The sequence below is a fragment of the Mesorhizobium sp. ESP-6-2 genome (assembly GCF_020164675.1).
Taxonomy (GTDB): Bacteria; Pseudomonadota; Alphaproteobacteria; order Rhizobiales; family Rhizobiaceae; genus Mesorhizobium.
This window is the reverse complement of record NZ_JAIUGT010000001.1, coordinates 793,122-812,269: the sequence shown is the minus strand read 5'-3', so window position 1 is coordinate 812,269 and position 19,148 is coordinate 793,122. Positions and strand designations below refer to the sequence as shown.

General features: G+C 63.1%; 19 protein-coding genes, 1 tRNA gene and 1 pseudogene. 7 read left to right on the top strand and 14 right to left on the bottom strand.

Annotated features, from left to right (window positions below):
* Positions 1–209: 209 nt before the first annotated feature.
* Genes yidC through rpmH form a run of 3 tightly spaced genes read right to left on the bottom strand, consistent with a single transcriptional unit; the run spans position 210 to position 2,547 of the window.
* Positions 210–2,030: a membrane protein insertase YidC gene (yidC, locus tag LB532_RS03995; protein ID WP_140639328.1), complete on the bottom strand. Its 1,821-nt coding sequence runs from the start codon at positions 2,028–2,030 to the stop codon at positions 210–212.
* A gap of 14 nt (positions 2,031–2,044) precedes the next feature.
* Positions 2,045–2,398, bottom strand: a complete 354-nt coding sequence (gene rnpA / locus LB532_RS03990; protein ID WP_140639329.1) for a ribonuclease P protein component — start codon at positions 2,396–2,398, stop codon at positions 2,045–2,047.
* 14 nt (positions 2,399–2,412) lie between these two features.
* The gene (rpmH, locus tag LB532_RS03985) at positions 2,413–2,547 is read right to left on the bottom strand and encodes a 50S ribosomal protein L34 (RefSeq protein ID WP_008833937.1); all 135 of its coding nucleotides are present in this window, start codon (positions 2,545–2,547) and stop codon (positions 2,413–2,415) included.
* A 290-nt stretch (positions 2,548–2,837) separates the two neighbouring features.
* Here rpmH and LB532_RS03980 point away from each other — a divergent pair, with 290 nt between their 5' ends.
* Positions 2,838–4,325, top strand: a complete 1,488-nt coding sequence (locus LB532_RS03980) for an ATP-binding protein (RefSeq protein WP_140639330.1) — start codon at positions 2,838–2,840, stop codon at positions 4,323–4,325.
* Positions 4,326–4,552: 227 nt separating this feature from the next.
* Positions 4,553–4,629 (top strand) — tRNA-Arg (locus LB532_RS03975).
* 102 nt (positions 4,630–4,731) lie between these two features.
* On the opposite strand, the gene LB532_RS03970 is transcribed toward LB532_RS03975, so the two are convergent.
* The 9 genes and pseudogenes from LB532_RS03970 to LB532_RS03930 all read right to left on the bottom strand — a co-directional run bounded on the left by LB532_RS03970 (position 4,732) and on the right by LB532_RS03930 (position 12,280).
* Positions 4,732–5,385, bottom strand: a complete 654-nt coding sequence (locus tag LB532_RS03970) for a hypothetical protein (RefSeq protein WP_140639331.1) — start codon at positions 5,383–5,385, stop codon at positions 4,732–4,734.
* A gap of 142 nt (positions 5,386–5,527) precedes the next feature.
* The gene (locus LB532_RS03965; protein ID WP_140639332.1) at positions 5,528–5,902 is read right to left on the bottom strand and encodes an avidin/streptavidin family protein; all 375 of its coding nucleotides are present in this window, start codon (positions 5,900–5,902) and stop codon (positions 5,528–5,530) included.
* A gap of 148 nt (positions 5,903–6,050) precedes the next feature.
* On the bottom strand, positions 6,051–7,964 hold the full coding sequence (locus tag LB532_RS03960) for a DUF4396 domain-containing protein (protein ID WP_224556386.1): 1,914 nt from the start codon (positions 7,962–7,964) through the stop codon (positions 6,051–6,053).
* Positions 7,965–8,202: 238 nt separating this feature from the next.
* The gene (locus tag LB532_RS03955; protein WP_140639333.1) at positions 8,203–8,790 is read right to left on the bottom strand and encodes a DUF308 domain-containing protein; all 588 of its coding nucleotides are present in this window, start codon (positions 8,788–8,790) and stop codon (positions 8,203–8,205) included.
* Between the two features lie 304 nt (positions 8,791–9,094).
* Positions 9,095–9,718 carry a hypothetical protein gene (locus tag LB532_RS03950; protein WP_140639334.1) on the bottom strand — a complete coding sequence of 208 codons (624 nt, stop codon included), beginning with the start codon at positions 9,716–9,718 and terminating at the stop codon, positions 9,095–9,097.
* Between the two features lie 96 nt (positions 9,719–9,814).
* Complete coding sequence (locus LB532_RS03945; RefSeq protein ID WP_140639335.1) at positions 9,815–10,396, bottom strand: TetR/AcrR family transcriptional regulator; 582 nt, start codon at positions 10,394–10,396, stop codon at positions 9,815–9,817.
* A gap of 163 nt (positions 10,397–10,559) precedes the next feature.
* The gene (gene arsB / locus LB532_RS03940) at positions 10,560–11,657 is read right to left on the bottom strand and encodes an ACR3 family arsenite efflux transporter (protein ID WP_140639336.1); all 1,098 of its coding nucleotides are present in this window, start codon (positions 11,655–11,657) and stop codon (positions 10,560–10,562) included.
* A 14-nt stretch (positions 11,658–11,671) separates the two neighbouring features.
* A pseudogene (locus tag LB532_RS03935) lies at positions 11,672–11,883 on the bottom strand (arsenate reductase ArsC); the annotation flags it as partial.
* 46 nt (positions 11,884–11,929) lie between these two features.
* Entirely contained in the window at positions 11,930–12,280 is a 351-nt protein-coding gene (locus LB532_RS03930; protein ID WP_140639337.1) for an ArsR/SmtB family transcription factor, read from the bottom strand.
* A 249-nt stretch (positions 12,281–12,529) separates the two neighbouring features.
* On the opposite strand from LB532_RS03930, the gene LB532_RS03925 reads away from it, so the two are divergent.
* Positions 12,530–13,486, top strand: a complete 957-nt coding sequence (locus LB532_RS03925) for an alpha/beta fold hydrolase (RefSeq protein ID WP_263487256.1) — start codon at positions 12,530–12,532, stop codon at positions 13,484–13,486.
* Positions 13,487–13,566: 80 nt separating this feature from the next.
* Here LB532_RS03925 and LB532_RS03920 read toward each other — a convergent pair whose 3' ends face one another.
* Together LB532_RS03920 and LB532_RS03915 are read right to left on the bottom strand one after the other, a co-directional pair.
* Positions 13,567–14,124, bottom strand: coding sequence for a TMEM175 family protein (locus LB532_RS03920; RefSeq protein ID WP_246674431.1), 558 nt, complete (start codon positions 14,122–14,124; stop codon positions 13,567–13,569).
* Between the two features lie 139 nt (positions 14,125–14,263).
* Positions 14,264–14,965, bottom strand: coding sequence for a GntR family transcriptional regulator (locus tag LB532_RS03915; protein WP_181169338.1), 702 nt, complete (start codon positions 14,963–14,965; stop codon positions 14,264–14,266).
* Between the two features lie 217 nt (positions 14,966–15,182).
* On the opposite strand from LB532_RS03915, the gene LB532_RS03910 reads away from it, so the two are divergent.
* From LB532_RS03910 to LB532_RS03895, 4 genes are all read left to right on the top strand, one after another.
* Entirely contained in the window at positions 15,183–16,223 is a 1,041-nt protein-coding gene (locus tag LB532_RS03910; protein ID WP_140639340.1) for an ABC transporter substrate-binding protein, read from the top strand.
* A 76-nt stretch (positions 16,224–16,299) separates the two neighbouring features.
* Positions 16,300–17,382, top strand: a complete 1,083-nt coding sequence (locus tag LB532_RS03905; RefSeq protein ID WP_140639341.1) for an ABC transporter ATP-binding protein — start codon at positions 16,300–16,302, stop codon at positions 17,380–17,382.
* Positions 17,382–18,308 (top strand): ABC transporter permease, encoded by a 927-nt coding sequence (locus tag LB532_RS03900; RefSeq protein ID WP_224556385.1) that lies wholly within the window; start codon positions 17,382–17,384, stop codon positions 18,306–18,308. Before LB532_RS03905 ends, LB532_RS03900 begins: the two co-directional genes overlap by 1 nt.
* Positions 18,305–19,105, top strand: a complete 801-nt coding sequence (locus tag LB532_RS03895) for an ABC transporter permease (protein ID WP_140639343.1) — start codon at positions 18,305–18,307, stop codon at positions 19,103–19,105. The genes LB532_RS03900 and LB532_RS03895 overlap by 4 nt, the downstream gene beginning before the upstream one ends.
* The last annotated feature ends 43 nt before the right edge of the window (positions 19,106–19,148 follow it).

Below are 19,148 nucleotides of genomic sequence, written 5' to 3'. Positions count from 1 at the left end.
TTGAATGAACCGGTCCAGCAAAGCAGCGCGAATCGCGGTTTGCCGGACGCCTGCCTGACATCGGCCTCGTTGCACTGGAAGCCGTCGCGGCGTTGGGGCGGCTTTTGAGAAAAGCTGCGATCAATGCCCGGCATATCTCTGCCCGAACAAAAAACCCCGGACGAGTTCAACGAGCCGGGGTTTTTTTCGAAATCCGGAGCCGGCGCCTTTTATTCCGCCGGCGAGGGTTTTTTGCGGAACAGCGCCATCAGATTGTCCCACAATTCGATCTTGGCGCCCTGGCGCTTCATGATCACGCCTTGCTGGAGGATCGACAGCGTGTTGTTCCAGGCCCAGTAGATGACCAGGCCTGCCGGGAAACCAGCCATCATGAAGGTGAAGATGACGGGCATCCAGGTGAAGATCGCGGCCTGCGTCGGATCCGGCGGCGTCGGGTTCATGCGCATCTGCAGGAACATGGTGACGCCCATGATCAGCGGCCAGACGCCGATCATCAGCATGTGCGGAAGCGTGATCGGAACGAGGCCGAACAGGTTGAAGATCGACGTCGGATCGGGCGCGGCCAGATCCTGGATCCAGCCGAAGAATGGCGCATGGCGCATCTCGATGGTGATGTAGAGCACCTTGTAGAGCGAGAAGAAGACCGGGATCTGCAATGCCACCGGCCAGCAGCCGGCGAGCGGATTGATCTTCTCGGTCTTATACAGCTCCATCATCGCCTGCTGCTGCTTCATCTTGTCGTCCGCGTATTTCTCGCGGATCTCGAGCATCTTGGGCTGCACCTTCTTCATGTTCGCCATCGACGCGTAGGACTTGTTGGCGAGCGGGAAGAAGATGGCCTTGACGATGACGGTGGTGGCGAGGATCGCCAGACCGAAATTGCCGAGGAATTTGTAGAGCGTGTCGATGAGCCAGAACATCGGCTTGGTGATGAAGTGGAACCAACCCCAGTCGATCAGCAGGTCGAACCGCTTGATGTGGCGGTCTTCGGCATAGGCATTGATCTTGGCGACTTCCTTGGCGCCGGCGAAGACCTCGGTCTCGACGGTCGCCGACTGGCCGGCCTCGACATTGATCGGGTCGGTGAGGAAGTCGGACTGGTAGCGGTGGCGGCCGTCCACGAAATAGCCGAAGCGCGGCTGGAACGGCTGCTTCTCGCTCGGCACCACCGTCACCGCCCAGTATTTGTCGGTAATGCCAAGCCAGCCGTCCGTCGACTTGCCCGGCTTGACTTCCTTGTCCTTCTCGATGGACGCGTATTTGTGTTCCTGCAGGCCTTCCGCACCGGTGAAGCCAATCAGGCCTTCATGCAGCACGTAGGTGCTGGCGACTGCCGGCTTGTCGTAGCGGGTGACGCGGCCGTAATTGAACAGAGAGACGGCGCTTGAGCCGGAATTCTGCACCGTGTCCGAGACCGTGAACATGTAGTCATTGTCGACGGAGAAGGTGCGCTTGAAAGTCAGGCCCTTGTCGTTGGTGTAGGTGAGCGTTACTGGCGTCGACGGGGTCAGCGTCGGATTGCCTTCGACGTTCCACACCGTATCCGCGCCCGGTACCGTGCCCGTCTTGTCGTTGCCGACGAAGCCGATCTCGGCAAAATAGCCTGTGGGCAGCGCCTGCGGGTTGAGCAGTTCGATCTCGGGCGAATTCTTGTCGACGGTTTCGGTGTAGTGCTTGAGCTTGAGGTCGTCGAGGCGCGCGCCGGTCAGGTTGATCGAGCCTTCCAGGCTCGGCGTGTCGATCTTGACGCGCTTCGAAGCCGCAAGCGCCTGGTCGCGGCTGGCCGCGGTGACGGTGTCGCCGCCGGGCGCGTTGGGGATGGCACCGGGAGCGGTGCCGGCCGGCGCTGGCGTTGCCGCGCCCGGATTGGCTGTCTCCGCCGCCTTCTTCTGCTCTTCCACGCGCTGCTGCTCGACGCGCGCCGCCTCGCGCTGCTGCTCGACGCGCGGGTTCATGTAGAAAACCTGCCACAGGGTCAGGATCAGCACCGATAGCGCGATGGTGATGAAGAAGTTCCGGTTGTTTTCCATCGAGAGCCCTTGGCCTATCGTGTTCCGCGAAGTCGGCGGGAGAGTTCGGCTTTCAACTGGCCGAACGGGGCGCGGAGCGCATCATCGCGCCCGACGATGACATAATCATTGCCGGGCATCATGTCATCGGCCGCATGGGTGCGCACGGCCTCTTTCAGCCGCCGCCTGACGCGGTTGCGCACGACCGCGTTGCCCACCTTCTTGGTGACGGTGTAGCCGACGCGCGGCGCGCCGCCATCGCCGCGGTCGAGGACCTCGACGAGGAAAAACCGCCCACGGCGTCTTTCACCACGGCGGACGGCCAGGAATTCCGCGCGTTTCAGAAGCCGCTTGGGATTTTGTCCCACTGGCTTGCCGGTTGCGGGCAACGATCTTGTCTCGCTCAGGCGCTGAGCCGCTTGCGGCCGCGGTTACGGCGAGCTGCGACGACGCCGCGACCACCCTTGGTGGCCATGCGGGCACGGAAACCGTGCCGGCGTTTGCGGACAAGTTTGGACGGTTGGTAGGTACGCTTCATTTGTTTTAATACCGCGGGGTGCGGCCCTTCTTGATTCTGTCACTCTGTAACAGGAGCTTTGCCGGGCCGGCTTTGGCGCGATCGAAACCGCGCCGGGACGAATGGCCCGAGCGTGAGCGGGCTTATAGAAAGAAGGGTTTTGGAAGTCAATCCGGTGCCGGGGCCGGGGCCGCCGGGTCTGGGATGCGCACCTCGGCGGCAATTATATCTCTCCGACCAAGGGGGAAATTGGCAAAAAAGCCGCAATCGCCTAATCTGGGCTGATCAAGCGATTGTGAAGACAGGACCGCATGAGCGAAACCACGCACGCCGAGGAAGGGACAGGACCAGCGCCAGCCGCCGTCCGCACCGTCCCCTTGTCGCGCGGCCTGTCGACGAAACTGCTGCTGTTGACCATCGTTTTCGTGCTTTTGGCCGAGGTGCTCATTTTCCTGCCCTGGATCGCCAGCTACCGGCTGGCCTGGCTCAAGGAGCGGCTGAGCACCGCCGCGGCCGTATCGATCGTGCTGGTGCAGGGCGAACCGACCTCGCTTTCGCGCACGGCGCAGAACGACGTGCTTATGGCGATCGGTGCGAAGGCGATCGCGGTGCGCGACGGCGGCGTGTCGCGGCTGCTTGTGGTGGCCGACATGCCGCCGCAGGTCGACGAGCACATCGACCTCGCCAGCGTCGGCATGGTCAAGGGCATGACCGGCGCGCTCGACACGCTGTTTTTCGGCGGCAACCGGATGCTGCGCGTCTTCGGGCCGGTCGGCGACAGCGACAAGGAGTTCGAGCTGATCATGCCGGACTACAGCCTTCGCAAGGCCATGCTCATCTATTCGCGCAACGTCGCCTTCGTCTCGCTGCTGATCTCGCTGTTCACGGCGATGCTGGTCTATGCCGCGATCGACCTGATCATGATCGGCCCGATCCGCAACATGACGCGCTCCATGCTGTCCTTCTCGCAGGCCCCCGACGACCCCAGCCGGATCATTCATCCCGCCGCACGCGCCGATGAGATCGGGGTGGCCGAGCGCGAGCTGTCGCAGATGCAGGAGCGGCTGCAGAAGATGCTGACCGAGCAGAAGCACCTGGCCGATCTCGGCCTCGCCGTGTCGAAGATCAACCACGACATGCGCAACATCCTGGCCTCGGCGCAGCTCATTTCGGACCGCCTGCGCCAGGTCAAGGACCCGACCGTGCAGGCCTTCGCACCGAAGCTCCTGCGCGCGCTCGACCGTGCGGTCTCCTACTCGGAAGGCGTGCTTCATTACGGCCGCACGCAGGAGCCGCCACCTTCGCGCCGGCGCGTGCGGCTGCGCCAGCTGGTCGAGGACGTGCACGGCCTGCTCGACATCGAGGAAGGCATCGAGTTCATCAACGCGGTCGAGAAGGCGTTCGAGGTGGATGCCGATTCCGACCAGCTGTTCCGCGTGCTCACCAATCTGTGCCGCAACGCCGTGCAGGCGATGGCGGCGGACACGGAAAGCGCCGTGGTGCGCCGGCTGGCGGTTTCGGCCGAGCGCATGGGCAGCGTCAGCCGCATCGTCGTCACCGACACCGGCCCCGGCCTGCCGCCTAAGGCGCGCGAGAACCTGTTCGCGGCGTTCCGCGGCTCTGCGCGCAGCGGCGGCACCGGCCTTGGCCTGGCGATCGCGCATGAACTGATCCGCGCTCATGGCGGCACGGTGGAGCTGGTCGAATCGATCGGCGGGCGCACAACCTTCGCCGTCACCATTCCCGACCAGCCGGTACGGCTCGACCAGGCCCGCAACGGGCTGCGCCGCCCGGCCTGACAGGCCCGGACGCTGTTTCCCCCGCAAACCGGTCCGGCCCCCCTTCGCCCTGAATGCCGCTTCGAACAATCCGGATTTCCGGCCGGATTCACCGGATGGCGCGTCGAAGACAAAACTTTTGCCGGATCGGCTTGCTTTTCGCGAATTCAGTCGCTAGGGAACTGCACACATTCGCGGCCGGTCCTCGAGGATCGGATCGCGGGGTCATGGAAAGCATGACCTGATGCGCGCCCGTAGCTCAGCTGGATAGAGCACCAGACTACGAATCTGGGGGTCAGGAGTTCGAATCTCTTCGGGCGCGCCATTTCGGTACCAAGACGCCGAGTCTTGAGATACCTGACTCTTCGGCTGAGACTGGATTGCTAAAAGGGCGAGCAACTCCGCGGCCCTGCTTCTTGGCAAAGTGTCAATCCCCGCGCGTGCCTGGGAAAAGAACCGTCAGTCTTTGCTCGGCCGCCGCCCAGGCCCGTAGGTGATAGCGGCGCAGCACGAACACACTTGCAGCGAAGGCGAGCATCCCGGCTGCCACGCCGAGAGCCATTCCCGCGCCGGCTGCCGCTGTGGCGGCTATGCCTGTAAAGACACCTGCAATGGCGCTGCTGATCACGCTCACCATGCCGGCCGTCGTCATGAAATACTGCAACGGCGATGGGCTGAGCCCCTTGTCCACGAGCACTGCCGAGCGATCGTCGTGCGTGGAATGAACGAGATAGCCTTGCATGGCGGGCGCGACTTCAACGTAGTAGTGCCGGATCCGTGCCATTCCACGGGCGTGCACCATGTCCTCGACAGCAACCTGCACGGCGCGGACGAAGGTGACCAGGCCGATAAAGAAAACGCAGGGCAGCAAGATCAGGCTGAACAGCACGAACGGCATACCCATTTTCGTGACTTGCGCCACGAATGACAGGGCGATCGCTACGCTTGAGACTGACGTGAGGAACAGATTGGCGCGCTGATTCGCCTCCTGAATCGTGGCTGCGCGGGCGGTCTGCAACACGAAGTGCTCGGTTGTCATGCACTGCAGGACTACCTGCGGGTCGTTGCCTTCTTCCGCCATCCCATCGTCCTCCGGTCGGCTCGACCACAGCGCTGCCGAAATCGCTCAGGATCGGCAAGCCGCCTTCAGTCGCGCATATCCCATGCGGGCCTGGCGGCCTTCCATAGCCGCCCATGGAGCCACGCCGGCCCGAGGGGCTGGGTCATTCCACGCGCTCGAACACATCCAGGCTGGTCCCGAAGGCGCGCCATGCCCCAACTCTGACTATCCTGCCAGGCGCCCCTTCCGCCGATGCGGTAAGGGTCTGCCCTGCAACGGTATGCCAAAGCGTCTCGAGCTTACTTTCCCGCAGAATGCCGGTGTAGCTCACTGCCGCAGGCCCGGCCTTGCCCTGTCCCGCAGCCGTGAAGCCGATTACGTCGCCACAAGCAGCGCCATGGATCGGAAGTTCCTGACCAAAGAAACTGCTGTCTTCCAACGCCGTCCTGAACGTGCCGCGGATGACGCCTTCCGCGTCGTCCTCGATGATGACGGTCGAGCCGTATTGGTTTCGCCAAGTCCCGATCCAGTCCGGCATGGTGCACTCCACGAGCGGTTCGGGGTCAACGTGCAGGGCCCGCACGTGTTCCGAGGCTGGCTGCGCCGTTCGGCGTCGAGGCCAACCTCTGGGCAACCGTCGCCGGGCCAAGTGCGGCGCTGATGTCGCAACAGCGCCAATTCCCGCGTCAGCTGACGTCGATGACCACCATCAGCCCGCCGCCACCCTTTTCCTCGGCATTGTTGTTCGTCGTGTGGTGGGGAATGTGGCAGTGGATGAGCCATTTTCCGGGTCGCCGCGCCGTCCAGACGACATCATAGCGCTGGCCCGGACCGACATTGATCGTGTCGGCGAGTAAGCGGGCCGAAGGGGGAATGGTCTCGCCGTCGCGCGCGACGACCTCGAACGGCCCGCCATGAATGTGCATCGGATGGATGAAGCCGTTGTTGGTGCCGATGAAGCGGACCTTCAGGGTCTCGCCGACCTTCATGCGGATCGTCTCGGTGGAGGGATAGGCCTTGCCGTTGATGGTGAAGAAGTTCGGCATGCCGCCGTCCATCGGCATCGAGGGATAGGTCAGGCCCTCCCGCACCAGCCATTCCTGCAACTCGATGACGTAGTCATGGTCGGCGGCGACCTCATCGGCGGGGTTGGCCGGATCGATGATCAGCGCGCCGTAGAGGCCGAGTGCCTGGGTGCGGTCGGGCTTGGCGTGCGGATGGTAGAAATAGGTGCCGTGCTGGGTGGCCGTGAATTCGTAGGAATAGGTCTGCCCCGGCTTGATCGGCGCCTGCGTGATCTCGGCCGGCCCGTCCATCTGGTTGGGCAGGATCAGGCCATGCCAGTGCACGGTCGTTTCCTCAGGCAGATCGTTTGTCACGTTGACCCTGATGCGGTCACCCTGCCGGATGTGGATGCGCGGACCGGGAATCTGGCCGTTATAGGCATAAGCATCGACCGCGACGCCCGGCAGGATCTGCCAGCGGATCACCGAGGGCCTCAGCTCGAACACCTTCACGCCGTTCTCCATTCGGAACGGCAGATCCTGGTCGCCCTTGGTGGCGAGGTCGTATGAAGCGGTGACCAGGCGCGGATCGGCCGCCGCCATGTCGCGCATGGCGTCGGCCGGGGTGTCGCGGTCCATGATCATGCCCTGTGGCATGATCACCCCGCCGACGTCGCGGGCCGAAAGCCTGAGGTTCAGCCAGTTCGCCGGAGCAGCCACGCCAATACCAAGCGCAATCAGCGACACCACGCCGAGCGCGGCGATCTGCGGCGTGGTCGCGTCCGACCGCGTCTGATGGCCGCCGCTGCCTTTGTGGGAACCCGTGTCGTGGCCATGCTCGCGATGACCATGGCCACCGGCCTGCCGCATTTGCGTCTGCGCATGCTGCCTCCTGGCAGCGGGCTCCTGATTGTCTTTCCCGCCCTCCGGCGGACGCTCGGTCATCAGGCCGTGCTTCAACCCGCGCGCAACCAGCCAGACATTGGCGGGGTAGGCAAGCGCGAAACCGGCGATGACGCCGAGCGACATCACGCCCCAGAACAGCAGCTCGGTCGGCTCCATGGCGCGCATGTCGCGGCCCATCATCAGAAAACTCATGACCGGCGCCATGCCGGCCATCATGAAGTTCATCGAAATGAACTCGGGCAGGAAGCTCTTGCGCACGTTTTCCCAATAGCTGCCGCCCATCATCGATTTCATGAACAGCGACTGGAAGATAAAAAGGCCGAACGCGAAGCCGGCGAGATATTCGACGATGAGATCGAGCCACATCGGCAGGCCGAGCGTGGCGGTGACGACCGCGGCAAGGATGATGCCCGTCGCATCGCCGGCGACGCAGTGGATGGTCGAGCCGGCGCCCTGTTTCCAGAGCGGACTGGTGAAGGTCTCGTGCTCGCCCGGGCGCGGCTCCTTGTCGGCGAGCACGTAAAGCAGCAGCCCGAGCGGGCCCATATAGAGCGTCACCAGGATGAAGCCCCATTTCATCACCACCGGCTCGGGATTGTTGCGGTACTGGTCAATGCCGACATAGAGCGTCGAGGCCAGGGCGAGCACGAACCAGGCGACCAGAAAATAGTCGATCGGTTGGATAAGCATGGATTCGGCCTCTTGCGCCGTCAGATAAAACGGCAGGTTGTGCCCTCCTGCGGATGAACGCGGCCGTGGCCGATACGATCCCGTCTGTTCCTCTCATACGCCGACTGCTCGATCCCGCCACTTCGAGCCGAGTTGTACTGGCCTGGCCGGACCCGATGCGCTGCGGTTCATCTGCTGATCAAGACAACAGGTCGATCGCCGGACCACGATCGGATGCGCAGTAGACCGACAATGTGGATCATGCCTGAACCGATGCCACTTTCCGGCGCCGCGACTGCGAGACGGTCAGCCAAAGGGCTGAGACGAGGAAATAGAAGGCGCCGAAGCCGGCGTAGCCTGCGATGTTGGCGATCGAGGGCGGTGCGGACATCTGCGCTTGCGCGATGAAGAATGCGCCGGCGACAGTCGATTGGCCTCCGCTCAAGATCATGGCCCATTGGCCTCCGGCGGTTTTCCAGCGCCGGATTGCGGTTCCAAGCTGCAGCAGACCGGAGAAGATTGCCCACGCGCCGAAAACGCCGAGAACCCAATTCATGTTCATCGCCGCCAGGATGACTGCAAGGGCGACCACCGAACTGGTTGCAACGTTGAATGCTTGCGTACGATTGGCGGCAAGCCCGCCGTTGCGGGAAGCATCGACATAATTGGCGGCTGCATCCCAGGCAGGATAGGCAACAAGCAAGACAGCCGCGATGGACGCCGACTGCCGGCCGACCGTCAAAGTGGCCACGACCCAGACGACGGAAAAGGCCGCACGGGCGAGGTAATACAGCTTGAGCCACTTGTCCTGGTCATTTGAAGCAACTTCACCGCGATCGCGTCTCATTGGATATCCTTCAGGTATGGTTCAATGTGTGTCTGATGACCTCGGCCACCACAGGTGGCCGAGGGGCTTGTCAAAGAGGGCTGTTTCACCCTCCTTCACTGTCCGCCCGCTTTCCTCCGAGAGCCGGCGCCGGGTGCAGGCCACAGCCGCCGGCAAATGCCCCGCTCCCGGTACATGGGAAATGCTGCCGGCATTTCGGACGAGCGGCCTTCACTGTCGCGTTCGTCCGCGCCGAACCGCTCAGCGTATCTTTCGCCAGCGCCGCCGTGATGGCCGACAGCCTGCGAACCAGCGGCGACCTGGCTCACATGGGCGGGACCACGCCATTTTTGCCAACGACGACCTGATGACCGATCGTTTCGCTTGCGGCCTTCTCGCCTGCTATGAAGACGACGGCACCCGGGACCAGATCATCCTGAGTTGCCGGAGAGAGGGTCACGACGGGGGTGCCATCCGGGATCGCGATCTTCTTTTCCTTGCCTTGGTAGGACACGGTCACGGTGCGCCCGTCGACGTCCTTGACGGCATCGGCGACTGTTGCGTTGGTCATGCTGCTGTCAGGCTTCAGATCCCACCCGTAGCTTCCCTCACCTGCGCCTTTCAGCGCGGGCGGGAAGATCAGGACTTCCAGAGCGCCGTCACCGCCCTTGTCCTTCGGCAGCGAGGCAATTCCGACGAAGTCGCCTGGCTTGATATCGGCCACCTTCGCAGTAGCGACGGCGGAGATCTTCCAGCCATCAGCCAGGGTAACGTCAACAGTCTCGCCTTCCCGCGTGTTGACCTTCAGCGTCGAAGCGCTGAAGCTCACCACGCTGCCCCTGATGTGGATCTGCTCGGCCTTCCGGCTTTGAGCCTGAGCGGGCGCCGTGATGGCGAAGGTCGCCGGGATACCGACGACCAAGAGAGCCGAGAGGAGTTTGTGAAACATAGGGAATTCCTTTACCTACTAGTTGGTAGTTTATCGCGGCGCATTTATCGATGCTCTTGTCGGGGTGACCCGTCGCTTAGCCGCCCGGCACTGATATCATTCGGGCTTCAGCCTCCGCAGGGTCGGGTCGAGAATTGTTGCGAAGACGCCAGGCTTTCCGTATGCCCGAGCCGATAGCATCGCGCCATGAACAGTGGCCATAAGCGCCTCTGCCTCCACCCGCGCCGGACCAGAGATTTTCAGGGAGCCTTGCTGTTCGCCGCGTTCGATGACCGACGTCAGCCACGCCGAGAGAAACTGAAAATACGCCCGTACCTCCGAGGCGACCTCGTTCGGAAGCGCTGGAAGTTCGCTTGCCAGCAGCGCACATACGCAGAACGGGATGCTCGCATCCTCGATGCATCTGGCCCAATAACCCGCGTAGGCCTGAACGAGTTCGAGCGGTTCAGGCACGCTGCGCTCGAGATCGGCCATGCCGGCTTCGGCGTTCTCGCGGTAACGCGACACAAGCGTACGCACCAGATCGACCTTGCTGGGGAAGTGGTGGTGGATGCTGGCCTTGCGTATGCCGACCACGGCCGCGATGTCTGCGTAGCTGAATCCATTATAGCCGCCGGCGATGATCAGCTTTTGTGCCGAGGCCAGAATCTCGTCAGACGTCGTTGAAAAGTTGCTCATATGGATTGTCTACCTTCTAGTAGGCAGACTGTCAAGCGGACCGATAACCCGCGCAATTAATGGGAGAGCGTCGAGCTGCAATCCCGAGCTTTTCTTGCAGGGCAATCAACCAGAGGGCCGCCCGGCCGGCTGAGGGCCAACGGCTAATTTTGCAATTTTTCGATCAAGGTCGAGCATTGTTGTTTTCAGCAACACGGGACACTGCGTAGCCGCCCTCGTACCAGCCTTTGGAGCGGTTCACGATCCGGATCACGGAGAGCATGACCGGCACTTCGATCAGCACGCCGACGACGGTAGCGAGCGCCGCCCCCGACTGGAAGCCGAACAGGCTGATGGCGGCGGCGACCGCCAGCTCGAAGAAGTTCGAGGCGCCGATCAGGGCCGAGGGGCCAGCGACGCAGTGCTGTTCGCCGGAGATGCGGTTGAGCAGGTAAGCGAGCCCCGAATTGAAATAGACCTGGATCAGGATCGGCACGGCCAGCAGCGCGATGATCAGCGGCTGCGCCAGGATCTGCACGCCCTGGAATCCGAACAGCAGCACGAGCGTGGCAAGCAAGGCCATGAGCGAGAGCGGCTGAAGTCGTTCCAGAAATCGCTTCAAGGCGGCTTCGCGGCCTGCGGCGAGCAGCCGCCGACGCAGGAGTTGGGCGCCGATGACCGGCACGACGATGTAGAGTGCGACGGAGAGGACGAGCGTATTCCAGGGTACGGTGATGGCCGACAGGCCGAGCAGCAAGCCGACGATCGGCGCGAAGGCGAAGATCATGATGGTGTCGTTAAGCGCGACCTGGCTCAGCGTGAAATGCGGTTCGCCTTTCGTCAGGTTCGACCACACGAAGACCATCGCTGTGGAGGGCGCGGCCGCCAAGATGATAAGGCCGGCGATATAGCTGTCGATCTGGTCGGCCGGCAGATAAGGCCGGAAGAGATACCCTATGAACAGCCAGCCGAGCGCCACCATCGAGAACGGCTTCACCGCCCAGTTGACGAAAAGCGTCACACCGATTCCGCGCCAATGCTCCTTCACGCGGCCGAGCGCGGCGAAGTCTATCTTGACCAGCATCGGCACGATCATCAGCCAGATCAGTGCCGCGACCGGCAGGTTGACCTTGGCAATCTCGGCCTCGCCGACGGCGTGGAAGACGCCTGGCATGAGATGGCCGAGCGCGATGCCGGCGACGACGCACAGCGCCACCCACACAGTCAGGTATTTCTCGACGAAACCAATGCCGTCGCCCGCGCTCAAAGCATGATCGGTCATGATACTTTCCTTGCTCAGCCGGCTTTCGGAAGGTTGCGGCCCATTTCATTCAGCCGCTTCTGCAGGGCAAGCTTGTCGACCATGTTCATCGGAAGACTGATAAGGCCGAAATGCGGTTGTTCAGCATGCGCTAGGCTTCGGCGAAGGCCAGGTGCTTTTCGGCAACGGTGCCTTCCACGTCAGCCGGATCAGGCACGCCCCAATGCGCGGTCATCGGCTGACCGGGCACGATTCATTGCCCGTGCAGAGGAGAAGAACGTTGCATGGCTCACTCATGGCGGATGCCTCTTCCAACACTTGCAGGTGACCGCCTGGATCACGGGCCGACAGAGTTCCGGCGCGCCATTGCAGCAGTCTTCCATGAGATAGGCGAGCAGATCGCGGAATCCGGTCATGTCGGCAACATAGCGGATTGTGCGGCCGTCGCGCTCGGCGCGGACGAGGCCGGCATGGTCAAGAACCTTGAGGTGCGCCGACATCGTGTTCTGCACGATGTCGAGGCGGGAAGCGATCTCGCCGGCGGGGGTCCCCTCGGCGCCCGCCTGGACAAGCAGGCGACAGACCTCGAGCCTTGTATCCTGGCCGAGTGCCGCCAAAGCGAGGAGGGCTGATTTTTTATCCATGCATCCATAAATCCAGAACTAAGGCTTTGTAGTGCCGAACATATGACAGCCGGATGACCATAGGCAGCGCGCTCATCGCGTTTGAAGCTGGGGCAGGATCACTCCTGAGACCGGCGACAAAAAGATGCGTGACCTCCAGGACAGGCATTCGGTTCGCTCAACCCACTCGTTGCGGCGTCCACCGCCAGCCGTTAAACAGAGACGGACACACGAACGTGAGAAGCAACCGTGAGCGAGCAGACACGGCGAATGATCGAGACCAACGGCATCCGCCTCAACGTCGCGGAGCAGGGCGATGGCCCTTTGGTGCTCTTGTGCCACGGCTTTCCCGAATCCTGGTATTCCTGGCGCCATCAGTTGGACGCGCTCGCGGCGGCGGGCTTTCACGCCGTCGCCCCCGACATGCGGGGCTATGGCAGGAGCGATCGGCCGGAGGCGGTCGAAGAGTATACGCTCTTCCATCTGGTCGGCGACATGGTGGGCCTCCTCGACGCCCTCGAAGCGCCCACCGCCATCATCGCCGGCCACGACTGGGGCGCCGTCGTCGCCTGGCACGCGGCGCTGCTTCGCCCCGACCGGTTCCAAGCCGTCATCGGCCTCAGCGTGCCGTTCCGGCCGCGCGCCAAGGTGCGCCCAACCAGCCTGATGCCGCGAACGACGGACTCACAATTCTACCAGCTCTATTTCCAGCAACCCGGCATTGCCGAGGCCGAGTTGGAGCGGGACCCCCGCACCACGGTGCGGGCCATGCTTTACGCAGCATCGGGGGATGCCCCGAACACGAGCGCGGGTGGAATCGGCATGGTTCCACATGGCGGAGGCTTCCTGCAAGCCGTCGAGGCGCCACCGGGCCTGCCGCCCTGGCTCAGCCAACGCGACCTCGATTTCTACGCCGGCGAGTTCCAGCGCACCGGTTTTTCCGGAGGCCTCAACTGGTACCGCAACATCGACCGGAACTGGGAACTGATGGCGCCCTTTGCCGGCGCGCGGGTCAAGGTTCCCGCCCTCTATATAGCGGGCGACCGCGATCTGGTGGTCGCCTTCCCCGGAATGGATCAGCTGCTGGCCAATCTCGGAAATTTCGTCCCGCAACTCCGCGATATGTTGATGCTGCCCGGCTGCGGGCACTGGACCCAGCAGGAACGCCCGGACGAGGTCAACGCCGCGATGATCCATTTCCTCCGGAGCTTGCTGGAACAGGGCTGATCCGGGGGACATGACCGGCTGCGAGACCGCCGGCGCAAGCTCATTGTCGGACGGGCCTGGAATGCCATAGGGAACGGAAATCAGCCGGCACGCGATCCCGGCGCTTCTGGCCGGAGATAGACCGTCAGGCAGCAGCAACAGATCGCCAATCCGGCGATTGGGTATTTCAGGGCGACGACCGCCGCCAAGCCGAAGAGGCAGAGCGTCACGATCGAGCGGATGCGCATGACCTTGCGCGCCTTGAGCGGAACGGCGACGGCCGGCATAGGGTCGATGAGTTCCCGGATCAGGAGAATGTAGGTCAGGTTCACCAGGAAGAAGACGACCGCGTAGAACGCCACCGGCTGCGGGGCCAGTTCGCTGACCGCCATCCACGCGGTTGCCAACGGCAGCAGCGACACCGAGAACAGGTGCGCGAAATTGTACCACATCAGGCTGGTCGTCGCCGCCGTAGCGTGGCGCAGGAGATGATGGTGATTCGCCCAGACGATGGCGATGAAGAGATAGCTCACGCCGTAGCTCAGCCATGTCGGCCACAAGGCCAGCAACGCGGTGAAGGTCGGCACCTCCGGTGGGCGCAGGTCAAGCACGAGCACGGTGATAAGGACGGCGAACACGCCATCCGAAAATGCGCTCAATCGCTCAAGCCCTGTCGAGGGAAGCACCTGGAGTGTCCTTGTCGAGGTTCGTCCGGCCTATGGTAGCATCGCCACCCGCAATATCCATGGCTGCCCAGTCGAGATCGCTAACGCGTTGCTTCGCGCCAAGTCCAACCGCTCACGACGCCTTGGCTAGAAAGCTCTGATAGTCCGATTTGGCCTGCAGCAGGCGCAGCACGTTCTCGCGCGAGCCGCGCACATGCGCGCGCGCCAGAGCGCCGGCGCGCTTGGCGTCGCCGGCGCAGATCGCCTCGACGATCTCGGCATGCTCGTCGCGGGCGATCTTCCATTCGTCGAGCCAGAGCAGTTCCGTCCAGACATAGTGCTGGCACTTGTCGAGGATGCCGCACAGCATGCCGTGCAGCATGGCGTTGCCGCTGATTTCGGCGATGACGCGGTGCAGGTCGATGCCGACTTCAAGCTCCTGGAACTTTTCCCTTGTGGTGCGGTCCGTAATGGCGGCCAGCCTCTCGCATTCGGCAAGCATGGCGCGCAGCCGCGCCTTGTCTTTCTCGGTGGCCGCCGCCGCCGCCAATTCGGTGGCGTGGCCGTCGAGCAGTTCGCGGATGTCGAAGGCCTCGCGGAACATGTTGATGTCAAACTCGGTGACGGCGTAGCCCTGCCGCGGCCGGCCGGTGACCAACCCGTCGCGCTCGAGGCGGTTGAAGGCCTCGCGCACGGGCGTGCGGCTGACATTCAGCTTTGCCGCAATGTCGCTCTCGGTGACGCGCGCGCCCGGCGGGATCTGGCCGGTCACGATCATGGCCTTGAGCGCGGAATAGACCGAGTCGCGCAGCGTGTTTTTTGTTTCCTTGGCCAAGGTCCGTATCCAGTTCTCCGATCCGTGCCGGAAGTCTATGTGTTTCACGCGTAGCTGTATTCAAAGTCGGCGCGTTTTGCCATTCCCCGGCCCCCGGCCGATGGCCCAGGCCCCGCCGAGCGGTGTTGACTTCGCTGATCCCCAAGCTACACTCAAAATTGTATACAAAATCGCATGCGAAATCAAAAACAATGGGAACACCGGTTGGAGAACCGAAATGAAAAGCACCAAAGGCATTAGCGTCGTTGCCATAGCGGGCCTCATGGCAGCGGTCACGGCGCCCGCCGTGGCAGGCGACGCCATCACCGTCGCGTCATGGGGCGGCACCTATCAGGAGGCGCAGACCAAGGCCTTCTTCAAGCCGACCGCCGATGCGCTCGGCATCACCATCAAGGAAGACACCACCAACGGCCTCGACGACGTGCGCCTGCAGGTGACAGGCAACGCGGTGAAGTGGGACATCACCGAGCTCGGCGCCGACGAATGCGCGCGCGGCTCGAAGGAAGGGCTTTTCGAAAAGCTCGACTACAACCTCATCGACAAGAGCGGCATCAATCCCAAGCTCGTCCATGACGACTGGGTCGGCATCTCCTATACTTCCGTCGTGCTCGTTTACCGGACCGACGTGTTCGGTGACAACGGCCCCAAGACCTGGGCCGATTTCTGGAATGTGGAGAAGTTTCCCGGACGGCGCGCGCTGAGCAGCAGCCAGGCGACGGAGACGCTGAGCGTTGCAGCCCTCGCCGAAGGCATTCCGATCGACAAGGTCTATCCTGTCGATATAGACGGCGCGCTGAAATCGGTCGACAAGATCCGTGGCCATATCGATGCCTGGTGGACTTCCGGCGCGCAGGCCATGCAGCTGGTGAAGGACGGCGAGGTCGACATGGCGAGCATCTGGAACGGCCGCGCCGGCACCTTGAAGAAGGAAGGCGCGCCGGTCAGCTTCTCCTTCGACCAGGGCGTGCTCACCGCCGACTGCATGGTCATTCCCAAGGGCGCCAAGAACAAGGAGGCCGCGATGAAGGCGCTGGCGATGTTCGTCAGTCCGCAATTGCAGGCCAATCTGCCGCTTTATGTCGACAACGGACCGGTCAACGAGAAGGCGTTCGAGACCGGGAAGATCCCGCCGGAGCGGATCAAGGACATCAACTCGTCGCCTGAGAACGTCAAGAAGCAGGTGCTGCAGGACGCCGAGTTCTGGCGCGACAACCTCGTCGAGGCGACGGAAAAGTTCAACAATCTGATCCAGCAATAGACCGGAAACCCTGACATTGCGGGGCCGCCCGAGAGTGGCCCTGCTTCTTGGAGTCTCTGCCCAGGAGAAAACAATCTTGTCCATTGCGCTATCCGCGCTGCCGATCGGCATGCGCGCGATCGAGAAACGATTTGGCTCCGTATCGGTGCTGCGCGACCTCAACCTCGACGTCGCGGCCGGCGAATTCCTGACGCTGCTCGGCCCTTCGGGTTCGGGAAAGACGACGCTGCTGATGATCCTGGCGGGGTTCGTCAGGGCCAATGCCGGCTCAATCAAGGTCGGCGACGAGGAGATCATCACCACGCCGCCGCACAGGCGCAATATCGGCATGGTGTTCCAGAACTATGCCCTGTTCCCGCATATGAACGTCTTCCACAACATCGCCTTTCCGCTGAAGCAGCGCCGCATCCCTGCCGCCGAGACGGCCGAGCGCGTCGAGAAGGCGCTGGAGCTGGTTAAGTTGCAGGGCCTCGGCGAACGGCGTGTCGACCAGCTCTCCGGCGGCCAGCGCCAGCGCGTGGCGCTGGCGCGCGCCATCGTGTTCGAGCCGCGCATCGTCCTGATGGACGAGCCGCTGTCGGCGCTAGACAAGGGCCTGCGCGAACACATGCAGATCGAACTGCGCGCCCTGCACCGGCGGCTTGGCATGACGACTGTCTATGTCACGCACGACCAGCGCGAGGCCATCACCATGTCGGACCGTATCGCCGTCATGAATGCCGGGCGCATCGAGCAGCTCGACAAGCCCGAAACCCTCTACGCCGCGCCGCGCACCCGGTTCGTCGCCGGCTTCATCGGGGAATCAAGTTTCATTCCCGTCGAATACCGCAGCGGTTCGGTCTGGTACGAGGACAGGCAAATCCACACCGCGGCGCCGGCGCCGGCATCGGGCCAGCAGCTGATGGTGGTGCGGCCGGAAAAGCTGCGGCTACTGGCAAATGCAGAGCCGGCCAAGGGCGTCAACGTGCTCAGCGCGACGCTCAGTGACGTCATTTATCAGGGCGACAGCTTCGTCTGCTACGCCGTGCTGCGCGACGGCAGGCAGCTGACATTGCGCGACTATTGCCGCAGCAACGTGCTGGCCAGGTTGCCGGCCGCCGGGCAGCCGATCGCGCTTGGCCTCGATGCGCAGGATACGATCCTGGTGGCGGCGGACTGATGAGCGTGCAAACCGCCGCGATGGACGAGACAATTGGCGCCATGGCCCAGGACCTTAACGCGCATGCGTTGCGCGCCGATGCGCGGCGCGAGCAGTTTCGGCTGCTGGCGCTGCTGTCGCCAAGCCTGTTCCTTGTCTTTGCCATCATCATCGTGCCGATCGGCTGTCTGTTCTGGCTGTCGCTGTTCGACGAGGCCGGCGTCTTGAGCGCCGCCAATTATGCGCGCTTCTTCGAGCAGGCCTCCTACATCAAGACCTTCCTCACCACCTTCAAGGTCGCCTTCATCGTCACCGCCGCCTGCGTGCTGCTGGGCTATCCCTTGGCCTATATGCTGTCGCAACTGCCGCGCCGGGCGGCGTCGGTCTGCCTGATCTTCGTCATCCTGCCGTTCTGGACATCGGTGCTGGTGCGCACCTATGCCTGGCTGGTGATCCTGCAGCGCAAGGGGCTGATCAACAGCTGGCTGATCGACCTCGGCGTCATCAGCCAGCCGCTGCCGCTGGCCAACAATTTTTCCGGCGTCGTCATCGGCATGACGCATATATTGCTGCCGTTCCTGGTGCTGCCGCTCTACGCCTCGATGAAGACCATCGACACCGACTGCCTGCGCGCCGGGATGAACCTGGGCGCCGGCCCGGTCGCCACCTTCCGCCAGATCTTCTTTCCGCTGTCGCTGCCCGGCCTCGCCTCGGGCGTGGTCATCGTCTTCGTGCTGTGTCTCGGCTTTTTCGTCACCCCGGCGCTGATGGGCGGCGGCAAGGTCGTCATGTGGGCGATGCGCATGGAACAGACCACCAGCCTCTATTCCAACTGGGGCGCCGGCGCGGCGCTGGGCGTCGTGCTGCTCGTGGTAACGCTGGCGCTGCTCGGCCTGTTCCAGTGGCTGCTCGGCGCGCGCGCCACAGGTGTGTGGAGTTCGCGATGAGTGGAGATGTCGGCCTGCCGATCTCGCACCGGCAACGTCTTTGGCTCTATGCGCTGGGCGGCCTCGTGCTGCTGTTCCTGATCGCGCCGTCGGTCATCATCGTCATCATGTCGTTTTCGGATTCGACGCTGCTGCAGTTTCCGCCGCAACAATGGTCGCTGCGCTGGTACCAGACCTACTTCCAGTCGCTGGAGTGGCGCGACGCGACGATCGTCTCAGTCAAGGTGGCCGTTATGACAGCGCTGGTGGCGACGCCGCTCGGCACGGCCGCCGCCTATGCCATCAACCGCGGCACGCTTCGCTTCAACGGCAGCATCAACGCGCTGATGACCGCGTCGCTGATCGTGCCGGTGATCCTGATCGGCATCGGCACCTTCTTCCTCTATGCGCGCATCGGGCTGAACAACACGCTGACCGGCCTGGTCATCGCGCATACGGTGCAGGCGCTGCCGCTGGTGGTGCTGACGGTGCTTTCGGGCCTGCGCTCCTACGACATGAACCAGGAGCGCGTGGCGCGCAGCCTGGGCGCGGGGCGCGTAGCCGCCTTCTGGCAGGTGACCATGCCGCAGATCCGCTTCTCGATCGTCTCGGGCGCGCTGTTCGCCTTCATCACCTCCTTCGACGAGGTGGTGGTGTCGCTGTTCATCTCGGGCGGCGAGACGACGACCTTGACGCGCCGCATGTTCAACGCGCTGCGCGACCAGATCGACCCGACGATTGCCGCCATCTCGACCTGCCTGATTGTGCTGTCCGTCGTGCTGTTATCGGTGGCGCAGATCTTCGGCCGCCGGCATTGATTTCACCGGACCAATTGGCTTCAAGTGACCAGGAGATATTCGG